The sequence below is a fragment of the Mycobacterium sp. E796 genome (genome assembly GCF_001672815.1).
Lineage (GTDB): Bacteria > Actinomycetota > Actinomycetes > Mycobacteriales > Mycobacteriaceae > Mycobacterium.
The window spans coordinates 12,608-29,091 of record NZ_LZKK01000212.1 but is presented as its reverse complement, the minus strand read 5'-3'; the positions used below and the strand labels follow the sequence as shown (position 1 = coordinate 29,091).

The window sequence follows — 16,484 nt, the reverse complement described above, 5'->3', positions numbered from 1 at the left end:
CGCAGAAGAACTATCGGCCATCGACCAACTCAGGCCTGTTGAGGTCGTGAAGCACAAAGGTTCGTCCCGATCGGTAACCGTCTGGCTCGAGGCTGATCTGGGTCAGTGTCGGCTCGATCGTCTGCATCGCCGCAAGCACCACGTCGAGGTCTTCGCGAGATACCCGCGCGGCGTCCTCAGACAGCACCTCAACGCGAACTTGCGCTTCCACGAGACGGCATCTCACCACTTCCACCCCCGTGCGCGACCTGAGCAGGTTTTCGCCTACGTCGACCGCTCGCAGCCGGCCGGGAGTCACCCGCGTCCCGGTGTACAGACGACTGGCAAGACAGGGCGACGCGGGGATGTCGGCGAAGTCGAGGCCGAGATCCCTCGCCAACGCGCGGATTTCGTCCTTGCCGAAACCGATTTCGATGAATGGGTGTCGGACCTGATGTTCTTTGGCAGCGACGAGGCCCGGCCGGAATTCACCCAAATCATCGACATTGGCACCGCTGAGCAACACCGTGCCCGGTTGCACGGCAGCCACCAATTCTGTCATCACGGAGTACAGGTGGGTCTTGCAGAAGTAGCACCGGTTCGCCGGGTTGCTCAGGTATCGCTCGTCATCGAATTCACCAGAACCCACCAGCCGAAGCCGCCAACCCTCGGACTGGGCATGCGCACGCACACGCGCCGCCGCGACCGAGGGAACCGCCGGCGTGAAATCGTGCACAACCAGGGTCGCAGAAGCATCGGCTCGATGGGCAACGGTGGCGAGGAGCATGCTATCGACACCACCGCTGCAGGCGACGGCACGGCGTGGCACCGCGGCTAACCAGCGCACCAGTTCACCGTGCAGCTCACTCATATTTCTGAACCTCGAGGTGCAGATCCCATAGCGGCGCGTTCAGTACAGCGCGGCCCAGGTCGACGACATCCGCCCCCGCCGCGCGGATGGCCGGCAGGTCATCGACGGTCACTCCGCCGGCAAAGGCGAGAGTAATCTGGTCACGCATCCCCTCGGCTTCCAGACTCGTTTGGATCTCGCGGAGAACATCAACGGAGCCCGTGTCGTCCATGATGATGTTGGCACCGGCGCGTGCTGCCACCAAAGCTTCAGCCGGACTGGTCACTTGGAGTGCGACGTCGCCGTGATCGAGTCGCCGCCCGGCGCTGGCTGCAGCAGCCAGCCCGCCGAGCAGTCGGACGGTGTTCTTGTCGATGTAGACGAAGTCGTCCGGCACCAGACGGGGGCTCACTCCGCCCGCGTCCAGCCCGCTTCTCAGCAGCGGTTTGAGTGCCGCCGGGAGTTTCTTCCAACCGCCACAGGCAATGTGAAGACCGGACGGGGCACGAGCGCGGATCTCTCGGCATCTGGTGGCGATTCCGCCTGCGAATCCGAGAGGCCCGAGCACCAGGTTCTCCGCGTTGGCGATTTCGACGGCCGATCCGGTTATTTCGATGATGGGCTGGCCGGGGCCGATTTCGTCGCCCTCGCACAGCAGGTATTTCAGCTTTCCGAGCGCATGTTGGGCTACCATTTCCTCGAGATTGCCAAGTCCTGCCACGATTCCTGGCTCGGTGGCCGACACGGTGGCGCGATATCGACCCGATACCGCGCTGAGCAATTCGACGGTGAGCTGGCGGGGGCGAGACGTTGTCTCCATTACTGGTCCCGGTGGTTGGGATGGCCCATCCGCTCATGCAGCGTCTGCCGCAAAGTTTCCGCGAGCGCCTGGGCCAACCCACTGTCGGATTGCGCGCTGTTGAGTCCAGTCAATAAAGGGCGCAAGCATTCCCGAACCTCATGAGTGGGGCCCGGCAGGCAGATGATGCGCGATCCACGCAAGGTCGCTACGGCGATGCGCACACCGTCTTTGACATGACGCCCATGCCCTGGTTCGAATCGGCAGGTGTACGGTGTTGCCGCGGCCGGGCACAGGGTGAGCACCGCTTCGACCGTACAGTCCTTCGCTTCGGCGCCAACGCCACCGGTGGTGATCACCACCCCGTAGCCGTCGTCGACGGCGCGGCGGATCGAGCCGGCAATCAAATCTCGATCGTCGGGAAGTGCGGCCAGAAAAGTGAAAGCGAAACCGTTTGCGGTCAAAGCGTTCTCGAGCGTCTGGGCGTTCGTATCCTTCACGTCACCCCCAACCAGCTCGGCGCCGGTGGAGAACACACCGACGCGCCGAGCGATCCGCGATTCGATTTCCGCGGCCGTGTGCTGCGCAGCGCGCAGCGCCGGTTCGACGTCGGCGCGCTCACCAGCGATCCAGCCGAGCATGCCGTTGGCCGTCACCGTCGCATCCTCGCCGAGGCTGACTCCGCACTGGGCGCGCAGCGCATCCAGAAGGGCGTCTCGTCGGCCGAGTAGCTGATGCGAATAGAGCGTTGGACGCAGGATGTCGAAGGTCAACACGTCGTCCAGATAGTCGGTAACGACTACCTCGCCGCGGTCGAGCTCCAGCACCGACGCCACCGCTGCGGCGAGCTGGCCCAGATCGGCTCCGTCGAGCTTGACTGCGCTGAGCCGTAGTTCACTCTTGCGGAGCAGATCGTATTCGGCAGTCATCGGTGCAGTGTCGCAGGATCGATGCCGCGCTGTTTGAGCCACTTCGGCAAGAGTTCCTCGTCGACTTCCCGGGAGCACTCAGGCGCGAGCTCGAAGAGATGTTCTGCCATCGACGGGCTCACGTTCAGCGACCCGTAGACACCGTCGAAGACGATCACCTTGTCAGTACCGCCGCGTGCCTTCGCAGTGTCCACCGCCTCTAAAAGGTTGCTCGCCACTTCCGCGTGATCCATGAACAACGGGTTTGAGAAGTCATGGCGCATGGTATGGGCCATTTCCTCGTTGGCGATGATGGTCGGGTACAGCATCGCCATGCTGGTGAAGTTCAGCCCGATAAGGGCCTGATTGAGCACGAGCGCCTTGATGGACTTGCTGAAGCCCGCGGCCACGGCTTGTTCTACGGGCACACCACCCTCATCGCGGTCGAGATCGAACCAATCGACGTTGCCGTAGAACAGATGACCGAAGATCAAACCGCCGGCGTGGATGTAATACGGCCACTTACCGCCGTCGATCACCGCAACGCAATCGCTCAGACGACGAAAAAGCGTCAGCATCTTGCCGTAGGACGTGAGTATGTTCGCGGTCATGCGGTTGCCGATCGCGTTCAGGTCGTTGTCGGCGTCGATGCCCACAACGCCGTCCGGAGATGTCACCAGAGTCGTGGTGAACGCGAGTTTTGAGCGCACGAAGTCGGAATCGGCGATCGCCCGGCCGATGAAGTTGCCGCTCCGCGGACCCATCATGAGATGGAATATCGACCGGGTCTCCATACGCGCATACGACATGCCGAACGGCTTGGTGATCCGGTCGATGGCGCGGTGGACATAGATCTCACGTGGATCGTCGTAGTGCGCATGCACGATCCAGTCGCCGTCATAGACCTTGCGCAGCCCGTACAGTGTCCCCATCGCCGTTTCGATAGGTATGCCTTGATCCATCGGGGTCGCGCCGCGCACTCGACCGTCGAATCGACGGTCTAATTCGTAGAATTCGATGAGTTCGCCGGGTTCCTTCGCGCCCAGCCAGGCGATGACCACCAGCCGCACCTTCGTGCATCCGGTTCGGCTCTCGATTTCGTCCTTGATGGTCTCGAGCATCTGGGCGTAGGCGTGGCCACCGAGCATCCCGAAGCCGTGCTCAGAACACAGCACGTTGACGACCTCGGTGGGTTTGATCATCGACATGTCGACCGATGAGAGCGCCGCCAGAGCCGAGACGCGGATTGTTTCGGTGTCCTTGCCGCCCTGGTAGATCGCCCGGTGCGTATCGGGGAACAAGTCCTGCACCGAAACAGAGACCAGTCCTGGAATGTCGCGGCCGCGCAGTTGCTGAGGCGTCGGCCCGTAGACCGTGGGCATCACCTCGGGCGGTTCGACCGGCGGATGAATGGAACCGACGGCGGTCATCGTGATGCCTCCTGGGTAGCTTGGGCTGCTCTTCGTTCGCGCGCGGCGGCCTGTTCTCGACGCAATGCGAACAGTGGATAGGCGTCCGCGGCGTCCTCTGGAACGTCGAGCAGCACTTGGTCGGAGTCATAGCGGCGAACGTGCGGGGAGTCGTTATAGTTCTCGCCCAGGTGGGCGACCAACACCCGACGCATCGGTACCCCGCAGTAGAGAAGACATCCCGACGCTGCCCCGGTCGCCCGCGCGAGATCTTCGAATGTTGACGCACCTGTGAGCACCGCGGCAGCCAGTTCTTTCACCTTGGTGGAGCTGCACAGGCAGGCTTGTTGATTAGGATCCATGCCGGCCTTCTCACACAATTGGCGCAACGTTTGGGCGTCGACCGTTTTGGTGGACGTACGCACCATGCGTGGTTGCTCCAGTTCGGCGACGGTAATCGCGTCGTCGTCGCATACATCGATGCAGCGGAAGCAGGCGATGCACGCCTCCGGTGCCACCACCGCTAGCGCTTTTTTCCGTGGGCCGACCATCTCGATGGCGCCCGTGGGACAGGTGCGCTCACATCGATAGCAACCGGTGCAGTTGTCGTCGACGATCTCGACGACTTGTCTGACGTTCTTCAACGTTGCCAATCCTTTGGTGCGATGGGCGGCGAGCTGACCACCTAGATGTTACATGTTGTAACATTGCCCTCGCAAGGAATGGGGACCCGCGTGATCGGACAATGGTGACCATGGAGACCGCGGGTAAGCGTCGCCGCTATCACCACGGCGATTTGGCCAGTGCCTTACAGGCGACCGCGTTGGCGATCATCGGCGAAAAAGGCGTCGGCGGTGTGACGCTCGCCGAGGCAGCCCGGCGGGCCGGCGTCAGCCACGCCGCGGCGTACCGGCACTACGCGAGCCTTCAGGCCCTGCTGGTGGCCACCGCCGAGTCGTGCTACGACCAATGGAATCGGCGCCGCGCACACCGGCCATTCGACACGCCGGACGCCCGGGGCGAGATCTTGGCCCTGTTACACGACTATTTTGCGCTGGCCCGCGACGAGACCGCCGCGTTCGCGCTGATCTTCGATAGCGATATCCAGCGCCTGTCGACGGTGATTGCCGGGTACGGCCAGCGTGACTACCAGCGTTTCTTGTCGATGGTGGCCCGTGCGACCGGTGTGCGTCCCGAGCGCTGTCACGTTGTGGCACTGGGGATCATGGCGACGGTGTTGGGCCACGTCCGAATGTCACTCGACGGCATGTCGATGTTGTCCATGGATCAAGCCGCCGACGCGGCTGCGCAGGCCGTCCAAATGTTGTTGACCGGGTTCGCGGAGAACCAGCGAACAGTTGGGAGCTCATCTGGCGGCGAAAGTGATTGTGCGCCATCAAAGCGGCGTCCGAGCCGTTCTGCAAGCGGCTGATCAGTAAGCAGTCCATCCGCCGTCGACGGCGATGGTCTGTCCGGTGAGGAAGGTCGAGGCGTCACTGGCAAGGAAGACGATGGCACCGTCGAGTTCGTGTGGACATCCGAACCGGCGCATCGGCGTCCTACGAGCGACGAATTCTGTCGAGGCTTGATCCGAAACCATCTCCTGCGTTGATTCTGACGGAAAGTACCCTGGCGCGATCGCGTTGACGCGCACGCCGTGCGCTGCCCATTGACAGGCGAGTTCGCGAGTGAGGTTGACTACCGCCGCTTTCGCTGCGGTGTATCCGGTGTTCGGGATGGGCCACGACGACCCCAGGCCATAGATGGAGGCGACGTTGATGATGACTCCACGCCGGGCCTGCACCATCGGCGCGGCGGCTAGGCGGGCCAGATTGAACACACTGGTGACATTGAGCTCCAGTGATCTCCGGAAGTCGTCGAGCTCTTCGTCCAGTGCAGGTCCAGGAGATCCGCCCCCAGCGTTGTTGACCAACACGTCGATGCGCCCGAACCGGTCAATCACGCTCTGGATCAGTCGGCTCACAGCGGTCTCGTCGGTAACGTCCGCGCGCATCGCGACGACGCGTTTATGCGTGTGGGCCAAGCGATCAAGACGCTCTTGACGACGCGCAACGGCCACCACGTGCGCTCCTGCCCCGTGAAGGACCCGGACGAACCGCTCACCGAGTCCGCTGGAGGCGCCGGTAACGATCGCGACCCGGTCCGACAAGTCGAACAGTTCTGCGGGGCATCGAATCGGATAACTTGAGCTGACGTCGTCGGTCATTCGTCCCATTCCCATTGTCGTCCGGCCAGTCCGGTGCTCAACACCTCGTCGATGACCTCGCGTCGGGCGGTCTTGGCGAATCGCCGCCTTCCACCATGGTCGGTGACCGCTGCCAGAACGTGCTCGGCACCTTCGCGGTCGAACACCACGGTGGCGGCTTCCACGAGCCCGGGGCGGTCGTCGGATCTTGGCGTCGACGCCGCCTCGTCGCCCAGCTCCAAGCGCCGAAAGGGTTGGGCCGGAGGCGAATTGCTGTATAAGCCGATGGCATGTTTGGTCGCGTACCCGCCGTTTGCGTGAACGAATCCGTGACCGCCATGCCGCACACGATCGACGAGCACCGCCAGACCCTGCCCGCTCGAATTAGCCACCGGCGCGCCCGCAAAGGACAGGCCGCCGGTGAGCGTCAGCACGCGCTGCGTGTCGATGCCAAGCGCTTCTGTCGACATTTGAACAACGCTGGGAAAGCACGCGTAGAGGTCGATGTGCGCGGCCTCGCCCGGTGCCACGCCCGTGTAGGCCGAGGCCGCGACGCCCATCGCCCGTAAGACCGAGGTCTGGTGCAACCGGGGACGGTCGGCGATCTGCCATGTCTCGTGTCCGTGCGCGCTGACCCACGGAAAGACCAGCCGGTCTTCGGAAATCCCGAGTCCGCGCGCCGTGGCCAGGTCGGTCATGAGGACTGCCGACGCCATGTCGACGGTGTTATTGGCCACCATGTCAAGGGTGTAGGGATAGGCGATCAATCGGTTGTCCGGCGTTGGCAGCCCAATCTCCTCAACGGTACGGCGGCGGCGGTCCCATGCGTAGTCGTTGTCGGCGGCCACCTGATTGAACTCCCACCACAGTTGCGCGAGCCGGCGGCGGTGCTCCGTCAATGATTCGCCCCGGTCGAATCTCCGGGCATCGTCGAACAGTGCGTACGCGGCGGCCGCGGGACCGAAACTGCGCCCCTCGTCGATCACCTCGGCGGGAAAGCGGCCCAACATTTCTGGCGCAGAGCCGTCATCGTCACCCGCCTCTGGCCCTCGTATCCCGAGCTTGCGCAGCCGTCGCGCTGTCCAGGCGGCTTCGCCTCCGACGACGGCGGCCACATTGAGTTGGCCCTCCGCGATACGCGCCGCAGCCAGTCCCACCGCGTCCTGTGGCGCGCTACCCGAGATTGCGGTCAAGGCGAGACCGCGCGGTGTCGCCCCGAGACGGGTGGCCAGAACCTGCGCGGGATTGCGGTAGCGCCAAAATCCTCCCACCACCGCGGCCCAGTCCAGCCGGCTCAACAAAGACGGTGATCCGGCATCACGTGCCGCATCGTGCAGCGCGTCGGTCATCAGATCCAGAGCGCTGGGAGCGTCCGCGGGATCGGACCACGTCCCCGGTCGCTGCACCACTTGGGCGGCTCCGACGATCACCGGAATCCGGGCGGCAACCTCTGCGGTCACGGCTCGCATTCCTGCAGAACCGCGTCGGTGATCAGCGCGTTAATTTCCTGGTCGCTGAGCTGGAGCAGCTCCGCGGCGATGTCGCGGGTGTCGGCGCCCTGCCGGGGCGCCGGTCGCAGGCGCGCCTCCGTGGTGGCCGACATGATCGCGGGCCAACGTTCGGCAGGGAGGTCACCGAGGCCAGGTTGATGCAAATTCGTGAATGTCCGGCGGGCAACCAGGTGCGGGTCCGTGAGCAATTCGTTGACCCGGCGCATCGCCGCCGCCGGCACGCCGGCAGCCTGCGCGGCGAGCATCACCTCGTCGGGGGTATGCACCGAAGTCCATGCGCTGAGCCGCTTTTTGATATCGGCTTGTCGGTTGTGGCGGCTGGCCGCGCTACCGAACGCCGGATCGAGGGTCAGATCGTTGGCGTCCACGGTGCCACACAGTGCACGCCAATCGTCGTCGTCACGGATCGTGACGACACACCACTGATCCTCCCCTCGGCAGGGGAAGACGCCACTTATCAGGTCGTCGCTGCCCAGATCGGCTGCCTCAACGGTTTCGGGAGCCAGAGCTTGCGCACCGAATTCGGCGGCGAACTGCATGAGCATCACCTCGGCCTGGGTGACGCTGACGGTACCCCCGGCGCCGGTTTGCCTGCGGCGGATCAATAGGGCCAGCGCGGCCAGCGCGCCCATCCGCGCGGCGGTGTGGTCAGGATAGACGGTGATGCTGTCGCAAAATCCCGCTGGGTCGTCGTCGTAGCGCCATGCGTTGGTCAAGCCTGTGAACGCGCGCACCAAGGGTCCGTATCCCATCCTCCTACTGGCGGGGCCACTGTTGCCCAAGGCGCTGGAGTCGATGACGACGATGCCTGGATTGGCCTGTTTGAGGGTGGCGTAGTCCAGGCCCAACGACGCCATGGTGCCCGGTTTGAAGTTCGACGCCACGACGTCGCTGGCCGCAACCAGGCGCAGGAACAGTTCCCGGCCGTGCGGATTTCTGAGATCGATGCCGAGGCTGCGTTTGTTGCGGTGGCCCCACGCCACCGACGCCGTGACAGCGCCCGGTTTGCCGCCCTGCCGGCCGCCGTCCGGAAAGGCATTGCTTTCGACTTTGATGACGTCAGCACCGAGGTCGGCGAACAGGCGCCCGGTCTCGGCACCTACCACGATGACCCCGAGGTCGAGTACGCGCAAGCCGGTGAGCGGGCCGCCGGCGCCCAATGGGCTAGCCGCTGACGGGATGGACGGTTCGTCCCGGTGCCCTGTCACCGCCGCGTCGGGTGGAGCCGACGCGCCCAGGCCTATCGGCGCTCCGTCGACTTCGAGACAGCCGCGGGGCAGGCGCACGCTTCGTCCGCTTGGTGTGCGCTGTGTGACGAAGCTTCCGCGCGCCATGAAGTGTGCGTTCTGCAGGACATCGGCGAAAGTGTTGACGGGTTCGATCGGCACTCCGAAGTGTTGCCCGCCCTCGGCCAGTTGCGCGGCGGTTTGGCCGGCGAAGTGTTCGCCGATCATCCCGTAGAGCTCGCGCCGGGCGCGGAAGCGTTCAACTGTGCTGTCGTACTTGGGATCCCGAAACTCTTCCGGCTCTCCTAGCCAGGAGAACATCCCCCGCCACTGCCGAGGCGCCAGCATACATATCCGGACAAATCCATCCCGGCAAGCGAAGATCGGGTACAGATGGCGGGCGTCGGGCCGCCCAGACGGAAGATCGCTGGCCCTCAGGTCCGCCATCGCTGAACCGGCGATGCCGAACGCCGGATCCATCGAACTGATCACGGCTTCCAGCACCGACACGTCGACGTCCTGTCCGACGCCGGTGCCCAGGCCATCCCAGTAGGCCACCAGGCTCGCCCACGCCGCCTGGGCTGAGGCGTGCTCGTCGGCCAAGCGACCGGGCGGTAGCAGTGGTTCCCGTCCGGGCAGACCCGATCGGGACAGCACACTGCTCAGTGCTAAATACACCGCCTCCGAGCCGGCATAGTCCCGGTAGGGCCCGGTTTGGCCGAACGGCGTGATCGCAGTGATGACCAGTCGCGGATTGCGGACGCGTAGCAGTTCGGCGGCCACTCCGAGGTCGCCGAGCCGTCCAGCGGGCAGTCCGTCGATGAGGATGTCCGCGGTGCCGGCGCGATGCAAAAGTTCTTCGCGTCCTTCGGGGGTCTCGAGATCCAGTGTCACAACCGTCTTGTTGGCATGCGCGGTCGCGAACCGAAGACTCATTCCGTCGACACAGGGCGCCAGCTGGCGCGAGCGCAATCCGGCGGGCGGTTCGACCAGTACAACATCGGCGCCGAGGTCGGCGAGTATTCGCCCACACATCGCCCCGACCGTGTCGGTGATGTCGATTACGCGCACGCCGGCCAAGGGCCTGGGCGCGGATGCAGAACTAATGGCCACGACTAACTCTGCCGGATTGCCGACAACGTGGATATCGACCGTGCGTGCGACAACTCACGAAAGCCGTGCGCGCCGTGATAGCGACCCATGCCGGACCCACCGATACCGCCGAACGGTAGGCGATTGTCGCCGTAGTGCAGCGCCCAGCCGTTGACAGTCACTCCGCCCGACGACGTGGCCGCCAGCAGCGCGTCGACCGACGCGTCCCCATCCTCGGCGAAAGCGTAGAGAGCCAACGGCTTTTCGTTGTCCTGCAACCAGGCAACCACCTCGTCAGGATTGTCGAAATCCAGCACAGGAAGCACGGGGCCGAAGATCTCTTCCTTCATGATCGCGAAATCAGGCTTGACGTCAGTCACGACTGCCGGCGCCATGACGGTGCTTTCAGGATCACTGTCGCCGAACCAGTGCACCGGCGCGCCCCGTCGCAGCGCGTCGTCAACGTAGCCCTCGATGCGGTCGAAGTTGCGCCGGTCGATGATCTTGCCCAACTTCTCGGCAGAGAGCTCACCGTTGTCGTAAAGCTTGCGTCTGATCCAGGCCCCGTAGTGCTCGACGAATTCCTCACGAACGCTGCGCTGGACCCACACGTGATCAGGAGACAGGCACACCTGGCCGGCGTTTTGATGTTTGCCGGCGGCGATTTGAGCCGCAGCGGAGGCGATGTCGGAGCCGGCGAACACGACTGCCGGACACTTGCCACCGAGTTCCAAGGTCACCGATGCCAGATGGGCTGCCGCCGCCCTCATCACCCGACGGCCGACCGCAGGGCTTCCCGTGAAGAAGATGTGGTCGACCGGAAGCTCTAGCAAGCGTTCTGCGAGCGTGACGTCGCCCTCGACAACGGCGACGTGCTCGTCGCTGAACACGGTCTTGATGATCCTGGCTACCACGGCCGAGGTCGCGGGGGCCATTTCATTGGGTTTGACGATGGCGGTATTGCCTGCGGCCACGATAGCCACCAGGGGCTGGAAGACCAACGCAAAGGGGAAGTTCCACGGCCCGAACAGCAAGCACACTCCCCGCGCCTCGTACCTGATCTGGCTGGCGACGCGGTCCAGCGGCGGCGGCCCGATGGGCAGCTCAGTGGGAGCCATCCAAGACTCGAGGTTGGCGATGGCGTCGTCGAGATCAGCCAGCACGGAGTGCACCTCGATCATGCTGGCCTTCGGCGAACGCAGCAAGTCTTGATGCAATGCGGCACAGATCAATTCGACGTCATGCTGAACCTGATCGCGCAGGCGTTGAAGAACCGCGACGCGCTCGGCCGCTGAAGTGTCCTTGGCGACCCAGCGGTGTCGGCGCTGGCGCTCGAACAACCGCTCGACATCCTCGGGGGTGGGACAGCCGAAAACCTCTGTAGGTGGTGCCACCGATATAGTTTAACAATATTACTAAGCCAAACATAATCGGTGGACCACCAACCTCCTACTTCGATGCCCGGCCTAGCGCACGGAAAAGCCCGCGTCGAGCGCCCACTGTGTTCCGGTAATGAACTGGGCCTCATCCGATACCAGGTAAGCCACCGCGTTGGCGATATCTTCAGCGTCGAGAATCGGGATGGGCAACGCGTTCTGCATCTGGGCTATGTTGCTGCCGGGAGCCGCTGCCACCTCGGCCATGGCGGCATTCATCGTCATCCCGGACAACACCCCGGTGGGGTGGATCGTGTTCACCCGGATCATCTCTGGTGCATACAGGTTGGCAAGCACCTGCATATAGCCGACCAATCCGCGTTTGGCCGCAGTGTAGGCCTGTGCGCTCGCATCCGGAGATGCCGTGCCCTTCAGACCCGATGAGGACGACGTGATGACGATCGACCCACCGCGCCCCGCCTCCCGCATCCGATCAACAGACACGCGAACGGTATTGAACGTTCCGGTGAGCAGAATGTCGATCGTGTCCTGCCACTCGGTGGCCGGGTTGCTTTCGGGCCCTAATCGAATGATTCCTGCGTTAGCGATGACGATGTCGACGCGGCCGAATTCGGCCCAGCCGGCGTCGAAGACCGCCTTGAGTTCGGCGAAGTCGCGGACGTCGGCAATGCCCGCCACCATGCGACGCCCCTCCTTCTCCACCAGGCGCTGCGTCTCCTCGAGATCTTCAACGGTGGCGCACGGATAGTTGAACGATTCCAGATCCGCACAGATGTCGACACCGATGATGTCGACTCCGAGTTGGGCCAGCCGCACCGCATGAGCACGCCCCTGACCGCGCGCAACGCCGGTGATGAAGGCAACCCGACCTTCCAATGAATCGATCGCGATCTTCTCGCCTTTGGCGTTCAACATCAGGCCAGCCCCACCGCGATGCTCTTGTTCTGCACAAATTCCTCCAAGCCGGCACGACCGCCTTCCTTACCCACGCCGCTGAACCCGATCCCTCCGAAGGGGCGGTGGGCGGCGAGATTCATCGCGCCGTTGATGAGAACCTCGCCGGTCTCCAGTTCCGCGGCGACCCGGTGTGCGCGCCGAAGATTTTTCGTCTGGATATATCCCGACAACCCGTAACGCGTGCTATTGGCAATGGCGATCGCCTCCTCATCAGTGCGGAATTTGGTGATGGCCAGCACCGGGCCGAAGACCTCGTTCTGAGCAAGTTCAGATCCGGGGTCGACGTCCGTGAAAACCGTTGGCTGGACGTAGAATCCGTCACGGTCGAGCCGATTGCCGCCGCAGACCAGGGTGGCGCCCTCGGTCGTAGCGCGCTCGATCATGCCGATGATGCGCTCGGCGGCGGCGGCGCTCACCACCGGCCCTGACACGGTGGTCGGGTCGAACGGATCCCCCGTGACGATGCCGGCCGCCGTCGCCTTGACGCCGTCGAGGACCTGGTCGTGGACCGCCTCGTGCACCAGAAGGCGCGTGGGGAATGCGCACCCCTGCCCGCTGAGCAACCCCACCGACATGAACGCGGCATGAGAACTGACCAACGACAAATCGGCGTCCTCGAAGACGATGTTGGCGGACTTGCCACCGAGCTCTAACACCACAGGTTTCATGGTTGCCGAACATGTCTGCAGGATCTTCGTCGCCGTGGACGGCCCACCTGTGAAGGACACCTTCTTCACCAGCTCGTGGCTGACCAACTGCTCCCCCGCTTCGGCGGTCCCGGGCACCATGTTGATCACACCCGGCGGGAAGCCGGCTTGCTCGACGAGATCCATGAACAACTCGGGCGCGAACGGCGTCAGTTCCGCCGGTTTCACCACGACGGTGTTGCCCGCCGCGACCGCGGCAGGAACCTTCATTGCCACCGACATCAGCGGCCCGTTCCATGTCACGATGATGCCGATCACGCCATAGGGCTGGCGCAGCGTGTAGGCCAACTCGCCGTCCTGCGTCGGCTGGCCCGTGACGTCGCCACTGATCTTGTCGGCCCAGCCCGCGTAGTACCGCGTCCACTCCGTGACCAGCGGAAGGGCCATGGCACCCATTGTCACCGGAGTGCCGTTGTCCAGCGCAGCGCGCCGAGCGAATTCCGCCGCATTCGCGTCGATTAGATCCGCGAGCTTGAACAGGTGCGCGCGGCGCTGGGCGGGCGGCGTGGCGCGCCATGACTGATAAGCGGTATGTGCGGCGCGCACCGCGCGATCGATGTCGGCCTTACCCGCCAGGGGAATCTTCGCGTTGACTTTGCCGGTCGCCGGATCCACATGTTCATAGATCCCGCCGGACCCCTCCGCCAGATGCTCGCCGTTTATCCGCAAATGCACGGGAGGCGCACTGCGATCAGTCATCTCTACTCCTTGCAACCAGCTTTAATGGTTAGATTATTAAGTTTTAGGTGATGCGGCTCGCGAGGTCAACCCACGATGTCGGCCCATCGACACAGACGATGAGCGCTTCCTTTTCTGGGGCCAGGCCTTCAGGACCGTCCGCCGCGATCCCGCAAGACTAGCACGCAATCAGTTAAATCATTATGCTGTCCGAAGTCGAGAAGAAAGGCTCTTCGCAATGCCTGCAGCGCGCCCGTTGTTCACCCCGGAACACGAAGACTTCCGGACTGTTGTTCGGGACTTCCTGGCGCGGGAGGTTGCTCCCTTTCACTCACAGTGGGAGCGTGACGGTCAGGTTGACCCGACGGTATACAAAGCGGCCGCCAAGGCCGGGGTGCTCGGTTTCGCCGTACCCGAGGAGTACGGCGGTCTCGGGGTCGACGACTTCCGTTACAACGCCATCGTCGCCGAGGAACAATCGAAGTCGATGTTGTACGGCCCTGCCCTTACGCTGCTCAACGACATCATCGCGCCGTACCTGCTCAGGCTCGCCACCGAAGAGCAACGCCGCCGATGGCTCACTGGCCTGGCCGCCGGCGAGCTCACGTTTGCCATCGCTATGAGCGAGCCCGACGCGGGCTCCGACCTTGCCGGGATCCGCACCTCGGCCAAGCGCGACGGCGACGAATGGGTCATCAACGGTCAGAAGACGTTTATTTCCAACGGAATCCTTTCTGACGTCATCATAGTCGTGTGCCGAACCGACCCCGGCGCCGGGCACAGGGGGTTCAGTCTCATCGCCGTCGAGGACGGCGCCATCGGCTTCGAGCGGGGCCGCAAACTTGCCAAGGTCGGCCTACATGCCCAAGACACTGCAGAGCTGTCCTTCACCGACTGCCGGGTGCCGATATCGAATCTATTGGGAACAGAGGGTCGCGGCTTCTACCATCTGATGGAAAACCTTCCCTCAGAACGCCTCTCGATCGCCATCGGGTCCGTCGCCGGGGCACGCGCAATCTTCCAACAAACGGTGACCTACGCGAGCGACAGGAAGGCTTTTGGCCAATCGATCGGTTCGTTTCAGGCCAATAGGTTCACCCTTGCCGAGATGGCAACCGAGCTCGACATCGCCACCGCCTACATCGATAGCTGCATTTCGCGGGTGCTCGACCAGACCCTGACCGCTGTTGACGCCGCGAAAGCCAAGTGGTGGTGTACCGAACTGCACAAGAAGGTCGTCGACCATTGCGTACAGCTCCACGGCGGCTACGGCTACATGCTCGAGTATCCGGTAGCCAAGGCTTACTGCGACGTTCGCATCTCCACGATCTTCGGCGGTACCACCGAAATCATGAAGGACATCATCGGTCGAGACCTCGGATTCTGAAGAGTGAAACCGCGGCCGGAACGGAGATCGAGGACAGATCTGTCATCGTCGTTGGCCCGGCGCACCACAAAGGGTGCACGCGGTCCTGACCGCTCACCGACCATCGCCTCCCCGGAGTTACGACGCTGAGTATCGAGAACATGTCCACACTCACTCACCAGATGGCGCCGCGCCCGCACGCCGATCGCCTTCGACCGGAAGCCTTTCCACTCAGGGAATCGTTGCAGGCGCGGTACGGCGACATGGACGTCAACGGCCACCTGAACAACTTGGCGCTCGAGGCGCTGCACGAGGATATGCGCGCTCGACTGAATCGGGCCGCTTTTCCGGACATCTACGACGTTGGGAGCCGTTACCTGCGGGTCGTGACGGCCCAAAATGTCGTGCACTTCCTTGCTGAGGCACACTGGCCGGCGGAATTCGACGCCGCGGCGGGGGTCAGCAAGGTCGGCCGCAGCTCCATCATCGCCTCGACCGCGCTATTCATCGGCGACAGCTGCATAAGTATCTGCGACACCGCGCTCGTCCTGGTCGGCTCCAGTGGACCCGAGGAAATTCCCGATGCTAACCGTGGGGTCCTTCAGTCACTAATGATCTCAACCTCATCACCGCGCAAGGCGTAGCGCTACGCGGCGACACTGCGACCGGTGATCGATTCTGCGCTCAACGCGCGTGCGCCATCGTTCCGTGACGCCCCGCCGAACCAGCTCAGACACCGATGCTGCGACTCAATCCGCCCGCCACGATTTTGACCAGCGGGGCCACATGATCGTCGGCGTTGGCACACGCGTCATCGAAGCTGTCGGGATCCAGCGAGATGACGTGCATCAGCACTGCGCCAAACAAAACCTCGGTGGCGGCCTGGGGGCACACCGCAGCATCCACCTCGCCTCGATCGACGGCGCGTTGCAGGATGACACTCGACATGGCCAGAAACAATGGCCGTACCTGTGCACTGAGGACTTGCATCGGTCCGCTCGACTTGGAATCGATCGCGATGCGTACGGTTGTCCAACCCGCAGGATCTAAGAAGTACCGCAGCAACGAGACGGTGAGCGTGTGCAGGTCACCAAGAAGCGTGCCGCTGTCGATATCCGTCGTCAGCGGCGAGGCGTAGGCCCGCACACTGTCGAGCAACAATTGCTCTTTTGTGCGCCAGCGCAGGTAGATCGATGACTTGCCGACGCGGGCCGTCCGGGCGACCCCATCAATCGAGAAGCCAGACCAGCCGGAGCGCGCGTATTCTTCTAGCGCCGCCCTCATGATGCGGTCGTCGGCCGCCGGATCACGCGGTCGGCCGCGTCCCTCCCCTGTCGTCGCTGCGCGGCCACGGATCGTCATAAATGCAGACAATACCGCCGAAACCTTCTTGCGGACG

Annotated in this window: 15 protein-coding genes; 3 read left to right on the top strand and 12 right to left on the bottom strand. The window is 63.6% G+C overall.

Going from position 1 to position 16,484, the window contains the following annotated elements:
- Window positions 1–10 precede the first annotated feature (10 nt).
- From A5706_RS15825 to A5706_RS15805, 5 genes are read right to left on the bottom strand one after another with little or no spacing between them, the layout of a single operon-like run.
- Entirely contained in the window at window positions 11–850 is an 840-nt protein-coding gene (locus A5706_RS15825; RefSeq protein WP_068132242.1) for an ATPase, read from the bottom strand.
- Window positions 843–1,649, bottom strand: a complete 807-nt coding sequence (locus A5706_RS15820; RefSeq protein ID WP_068132241.1) for a hypothetical protein — start codon at window positions 1,647–1,649, stop codon at window positions 843–845. The genes A5706_RS15825 and A5706_RS15820 overlap by 8 nt, the downstream gene beginning before the upstream one ends.
- Window positions 1,649–2,557 carry a molybdopterin-binding protein gene (locus tag A5706_RS15815; RefSeq protein ID WP_068132239.1) on the bottom strand — a complete coding sequence of 303 codons (909 nt, stop codon included), beginning with the start codon at window positions 2,555–2,557 and terminating at the stop codon, window positions 1,649–1,651. The genes A5706_RS15820 and A5706_RS15815 overlap by 1 nt, the downstream gene beginning before the upstream one ends.
- Window positions 2,554–3,966, bottom strand: coding sequence for a hypothetical protein (locus A5706_RS15810; RefSeq protein ID WP_082964418.1), 1,413 nt, complete (start codon window positions 3,964–3,966; stop codon window positions 2,554–2,556). The genes A5706_RS15815 and A5706_RS15810 overlap by 4 nt, the downstream gene beginning before the upstream one ends.
- The gene (locus A5706_RS15805; protein WP_068132237.1) at window positions 3,963–4,589 is read right to left on the bottom strand and encodes a 4Fe-4S binding protein; all 627 of its coding nucleotides are present in this window, start codon (window positions 4,587–4,589) and stop codon (window positions 3,963–3,965) included. Before A5706_RS15805 ends, A5706_RS15810 begins: the two co-directional genes overlap by 4 nt.
- A 179-nt stretch (window positions 4,590–4,768) precedes the next feature.
- Here A5706_RS15805 and A5706_RS15800 point away from each other — a divergent pair, with 179 nt between their 5' ends.
- The gene (locus A5706_RS15800; RefSeq protein ID WP_231985315.1) at window positions 4,769–5,377 is read left to right on the top strand and encodes a TetR/AcrR family transcriptional regulator; all 609 of its coding nucleotides are present in this window, start codon (window positions 4,769–4,771) and stop codon (window positions 5,375–5,377) included.
- On the opposite strand, the gene A5706_RS15795 is transcribed toward A5706_RS15800, so the two are convergent.
- The 6 genes from A5706_RS15795 to A5706_RS15770 form a co-directional block, all read right to left on the bottom strand.
- Window positions 5,378–6,172 (bottom strand): SDR family NAD(P)-dependent oxidoreductase, encoded by a 795-nt coding sequence (locus A5706_RS15795; protein WP_068132233.1) that lies wholly within the window; start codon window positions 6,170–6,172, stop codon window positions 5,378–5,380. It lies immediately after the preceding gene.
- Window positions 6,169–7,611 carry a hypothetical protein gene (locus A5706_RS15790; RefSeq protein ID WP_156767154.1) on the bottom strand — a complete coding sequence of 481 codons (1,443 nt, stop codon included), beginning with the start codon at window positions 7,609–7,611 and terminating at the stop codon, window positions 6,169–6,171. Before A5706_RS15790 ends, A5706_RS15795 begins: the two co-directional genes overlap by 4 nt.
- Window positions 7,608–9,959, bottom strand: a complete 2,352-nt coding sequence (locus tag A5706_RS15785; RefSeq protein WP_197517849.1) for a CaiB/BaiF CoA-transferase family protein — start codon at window positions 9,957–9,959, stop codon at window positions 7,608–7,610. Before A5706_RS15785 ends, A5706_RS15790 begins: the two co-directional genes overlap by 4 nt.
- A 44-nt stretch (window positions 9,960–10,003) precedes the next feature.
- Complete coding sequence (locus tag A5706_RS15780) at window positions 10,004–11,374, bottom strand: aldehyde dehydrogenase family protein (protein ID WP_068132228.1); 1,371 nt, start codon at window positions 11,372–11,374, stop codon at window positions 10,004–10,006.
- 72 nt (window positions 11,375–11,446) lie between these two features.
- Entirely contained in the window at window positions 11,447–12,292 is an 846-nt protein-coding gene (locus tag A5706_RS15775; RefSeq protein ID WP_068132227.1) for a mycofactocin-coupled SDR family oxidoreductase, read from the bottom strand.
- The gene (locus A5706_RS15770; RefSeq protein WP_068132225.1) at window positions 12,292–13,740 is read right to left on the bottom strand and encodes an aldehyde dehydrogenase; all 1,449 of its coding nucleotides are present in this window, start codon (window positions 13,738–13,740) and stop codon (window positions 12,292–12,294) included. Before A5706_RS15770 ends, A5706_RS15775 begins: the two co-directional genes overlap by 1 nt.
- Window positions 13,741–13,957: 217 nt before the next feature.
- On the opposite strand from A5706_RS15770, the gene A5706_RS15765 reads away from it, so the two are divergent.
- Window positions 13,958–15,106 carry an acyl-CoA dehydrogenase family protein gene (locus tag A5706_RS15765; protein ID WP_068132224.1) on the top strand — a complete coding sequence of 383 codons (1,149 nt, stop codon included), beginning with the start codon at window positions 13,958–13,960 and terminating at the stop codon, window positions 15,104–15,106.
- Between the two features lie 161 nt (window positions 15,107–15,267).
- Window positions 15,268–15,729, top strand: a complete 462-nt coding sequence (locus A5706_RS15760) for an acyl-CoA thioesterase (RefSeq protein WP_231985314.1) — start codon at window positions 15,268–15,270, stop codon at window positions 15,727–15,729.
- An 85-nt stretch (window positions 15,730–15,814) separates the two neighbouring features.
- Here the strand turns inward: A5706_RS15760 and A5706_RS15755 are convergent, their stop codons facing one another.
- Window positions 15,815–16,447: a TetR/AcrR family transcriptional regulator gene (locus tag A5706_RS15755; protein ID WP_068132221.1), complete on the bottom strand. Its 633-nt coding sequence runs from the start codon at window positions 16,445–16,447 to the stop codon at window positions 15,815–15,817.
- Window positions 16,448–16,484 lie beyond the last annotated feature (37 nt).

What these genes read in the sequence shown, in the direction of transcription:
- A5706_RS15795 (WP_068132233.1), bottom strand. Translation starts at nt 6,172, where the DNA reads ATGACCGACGACGTCAGCTCAAGTTATCCGATTCGATGCCCCGCAGAA.
- A5706_RS15815 (WP_068132239.1), bottom strand. Translation starts at nt 2,557, where the DNA reads ATGACTGCCGAATACGATCTGCTCCGCAAGAGTGAACTACGGCTCAGC.
- A5706_RS15775 (WP_068132227.1), bottom strand. Translation starts at nt 12,292, where the DNA reads ATGTTGAACGCCAAAGGCGAGAAGATCGCGATCGATTCATTGGAAGGT.
- A5706_RS15825 (WP_068132242.1), bottom strand. Translation starts at nt 850, where the DNA reads ATGAGTGAGCTGCACGGTGAACTGGTGCGCTGGTTAGCCGCGGTGCCA.
- A5706_RS15755 (WP_068132221.1), bottom strand. Translation starts at nt 16,447, where the DNA reads ATGACGATCCGTGGCCGCGCAGCGACGACAGGGGAGGGACGCGGCCGA.
- A5706_RS15765 (WP_068132224.1), top strand. Translation starts at nt 13,958, where the DNA reads ATGCCTGCAGCGCGCCCGTTGTTCACCCCGGAACACGAAGACTTCCGG.
- A5706_RS15760 (WP_231985314.1), top strand. Translation starts at nt 15,268, where the DNA reads ATGGCGCCGCGCCCGCACGCCGATCGCCTTCGACCGGAAGCCTTTCCA.
- A5706_RS15770 (WP_068132225.1), bottom strand. Translation starts at nt 13,740, where the DNA reads ATGACTGATCGCAGTGCGCCTCCCGTGCATTTGCGGATAAACGGCGAG.
- A5706_RS15820 (WP_068132241.1), bottom strand. Translation starts at nt 1,649, where the DNA reads ATGGAGACAACGTCTCGCCCCCGCCAGCTCACCGTCGAATTGCTCAGC.
- A5706_RS15810 (WP_082964418.1), bottom strand. Translation starts at nt 3,966, where the DNA reads ATGACCGCCGTCGGTTCCATTCATCCGCCGGTCGAACCGCCCGAGGTG.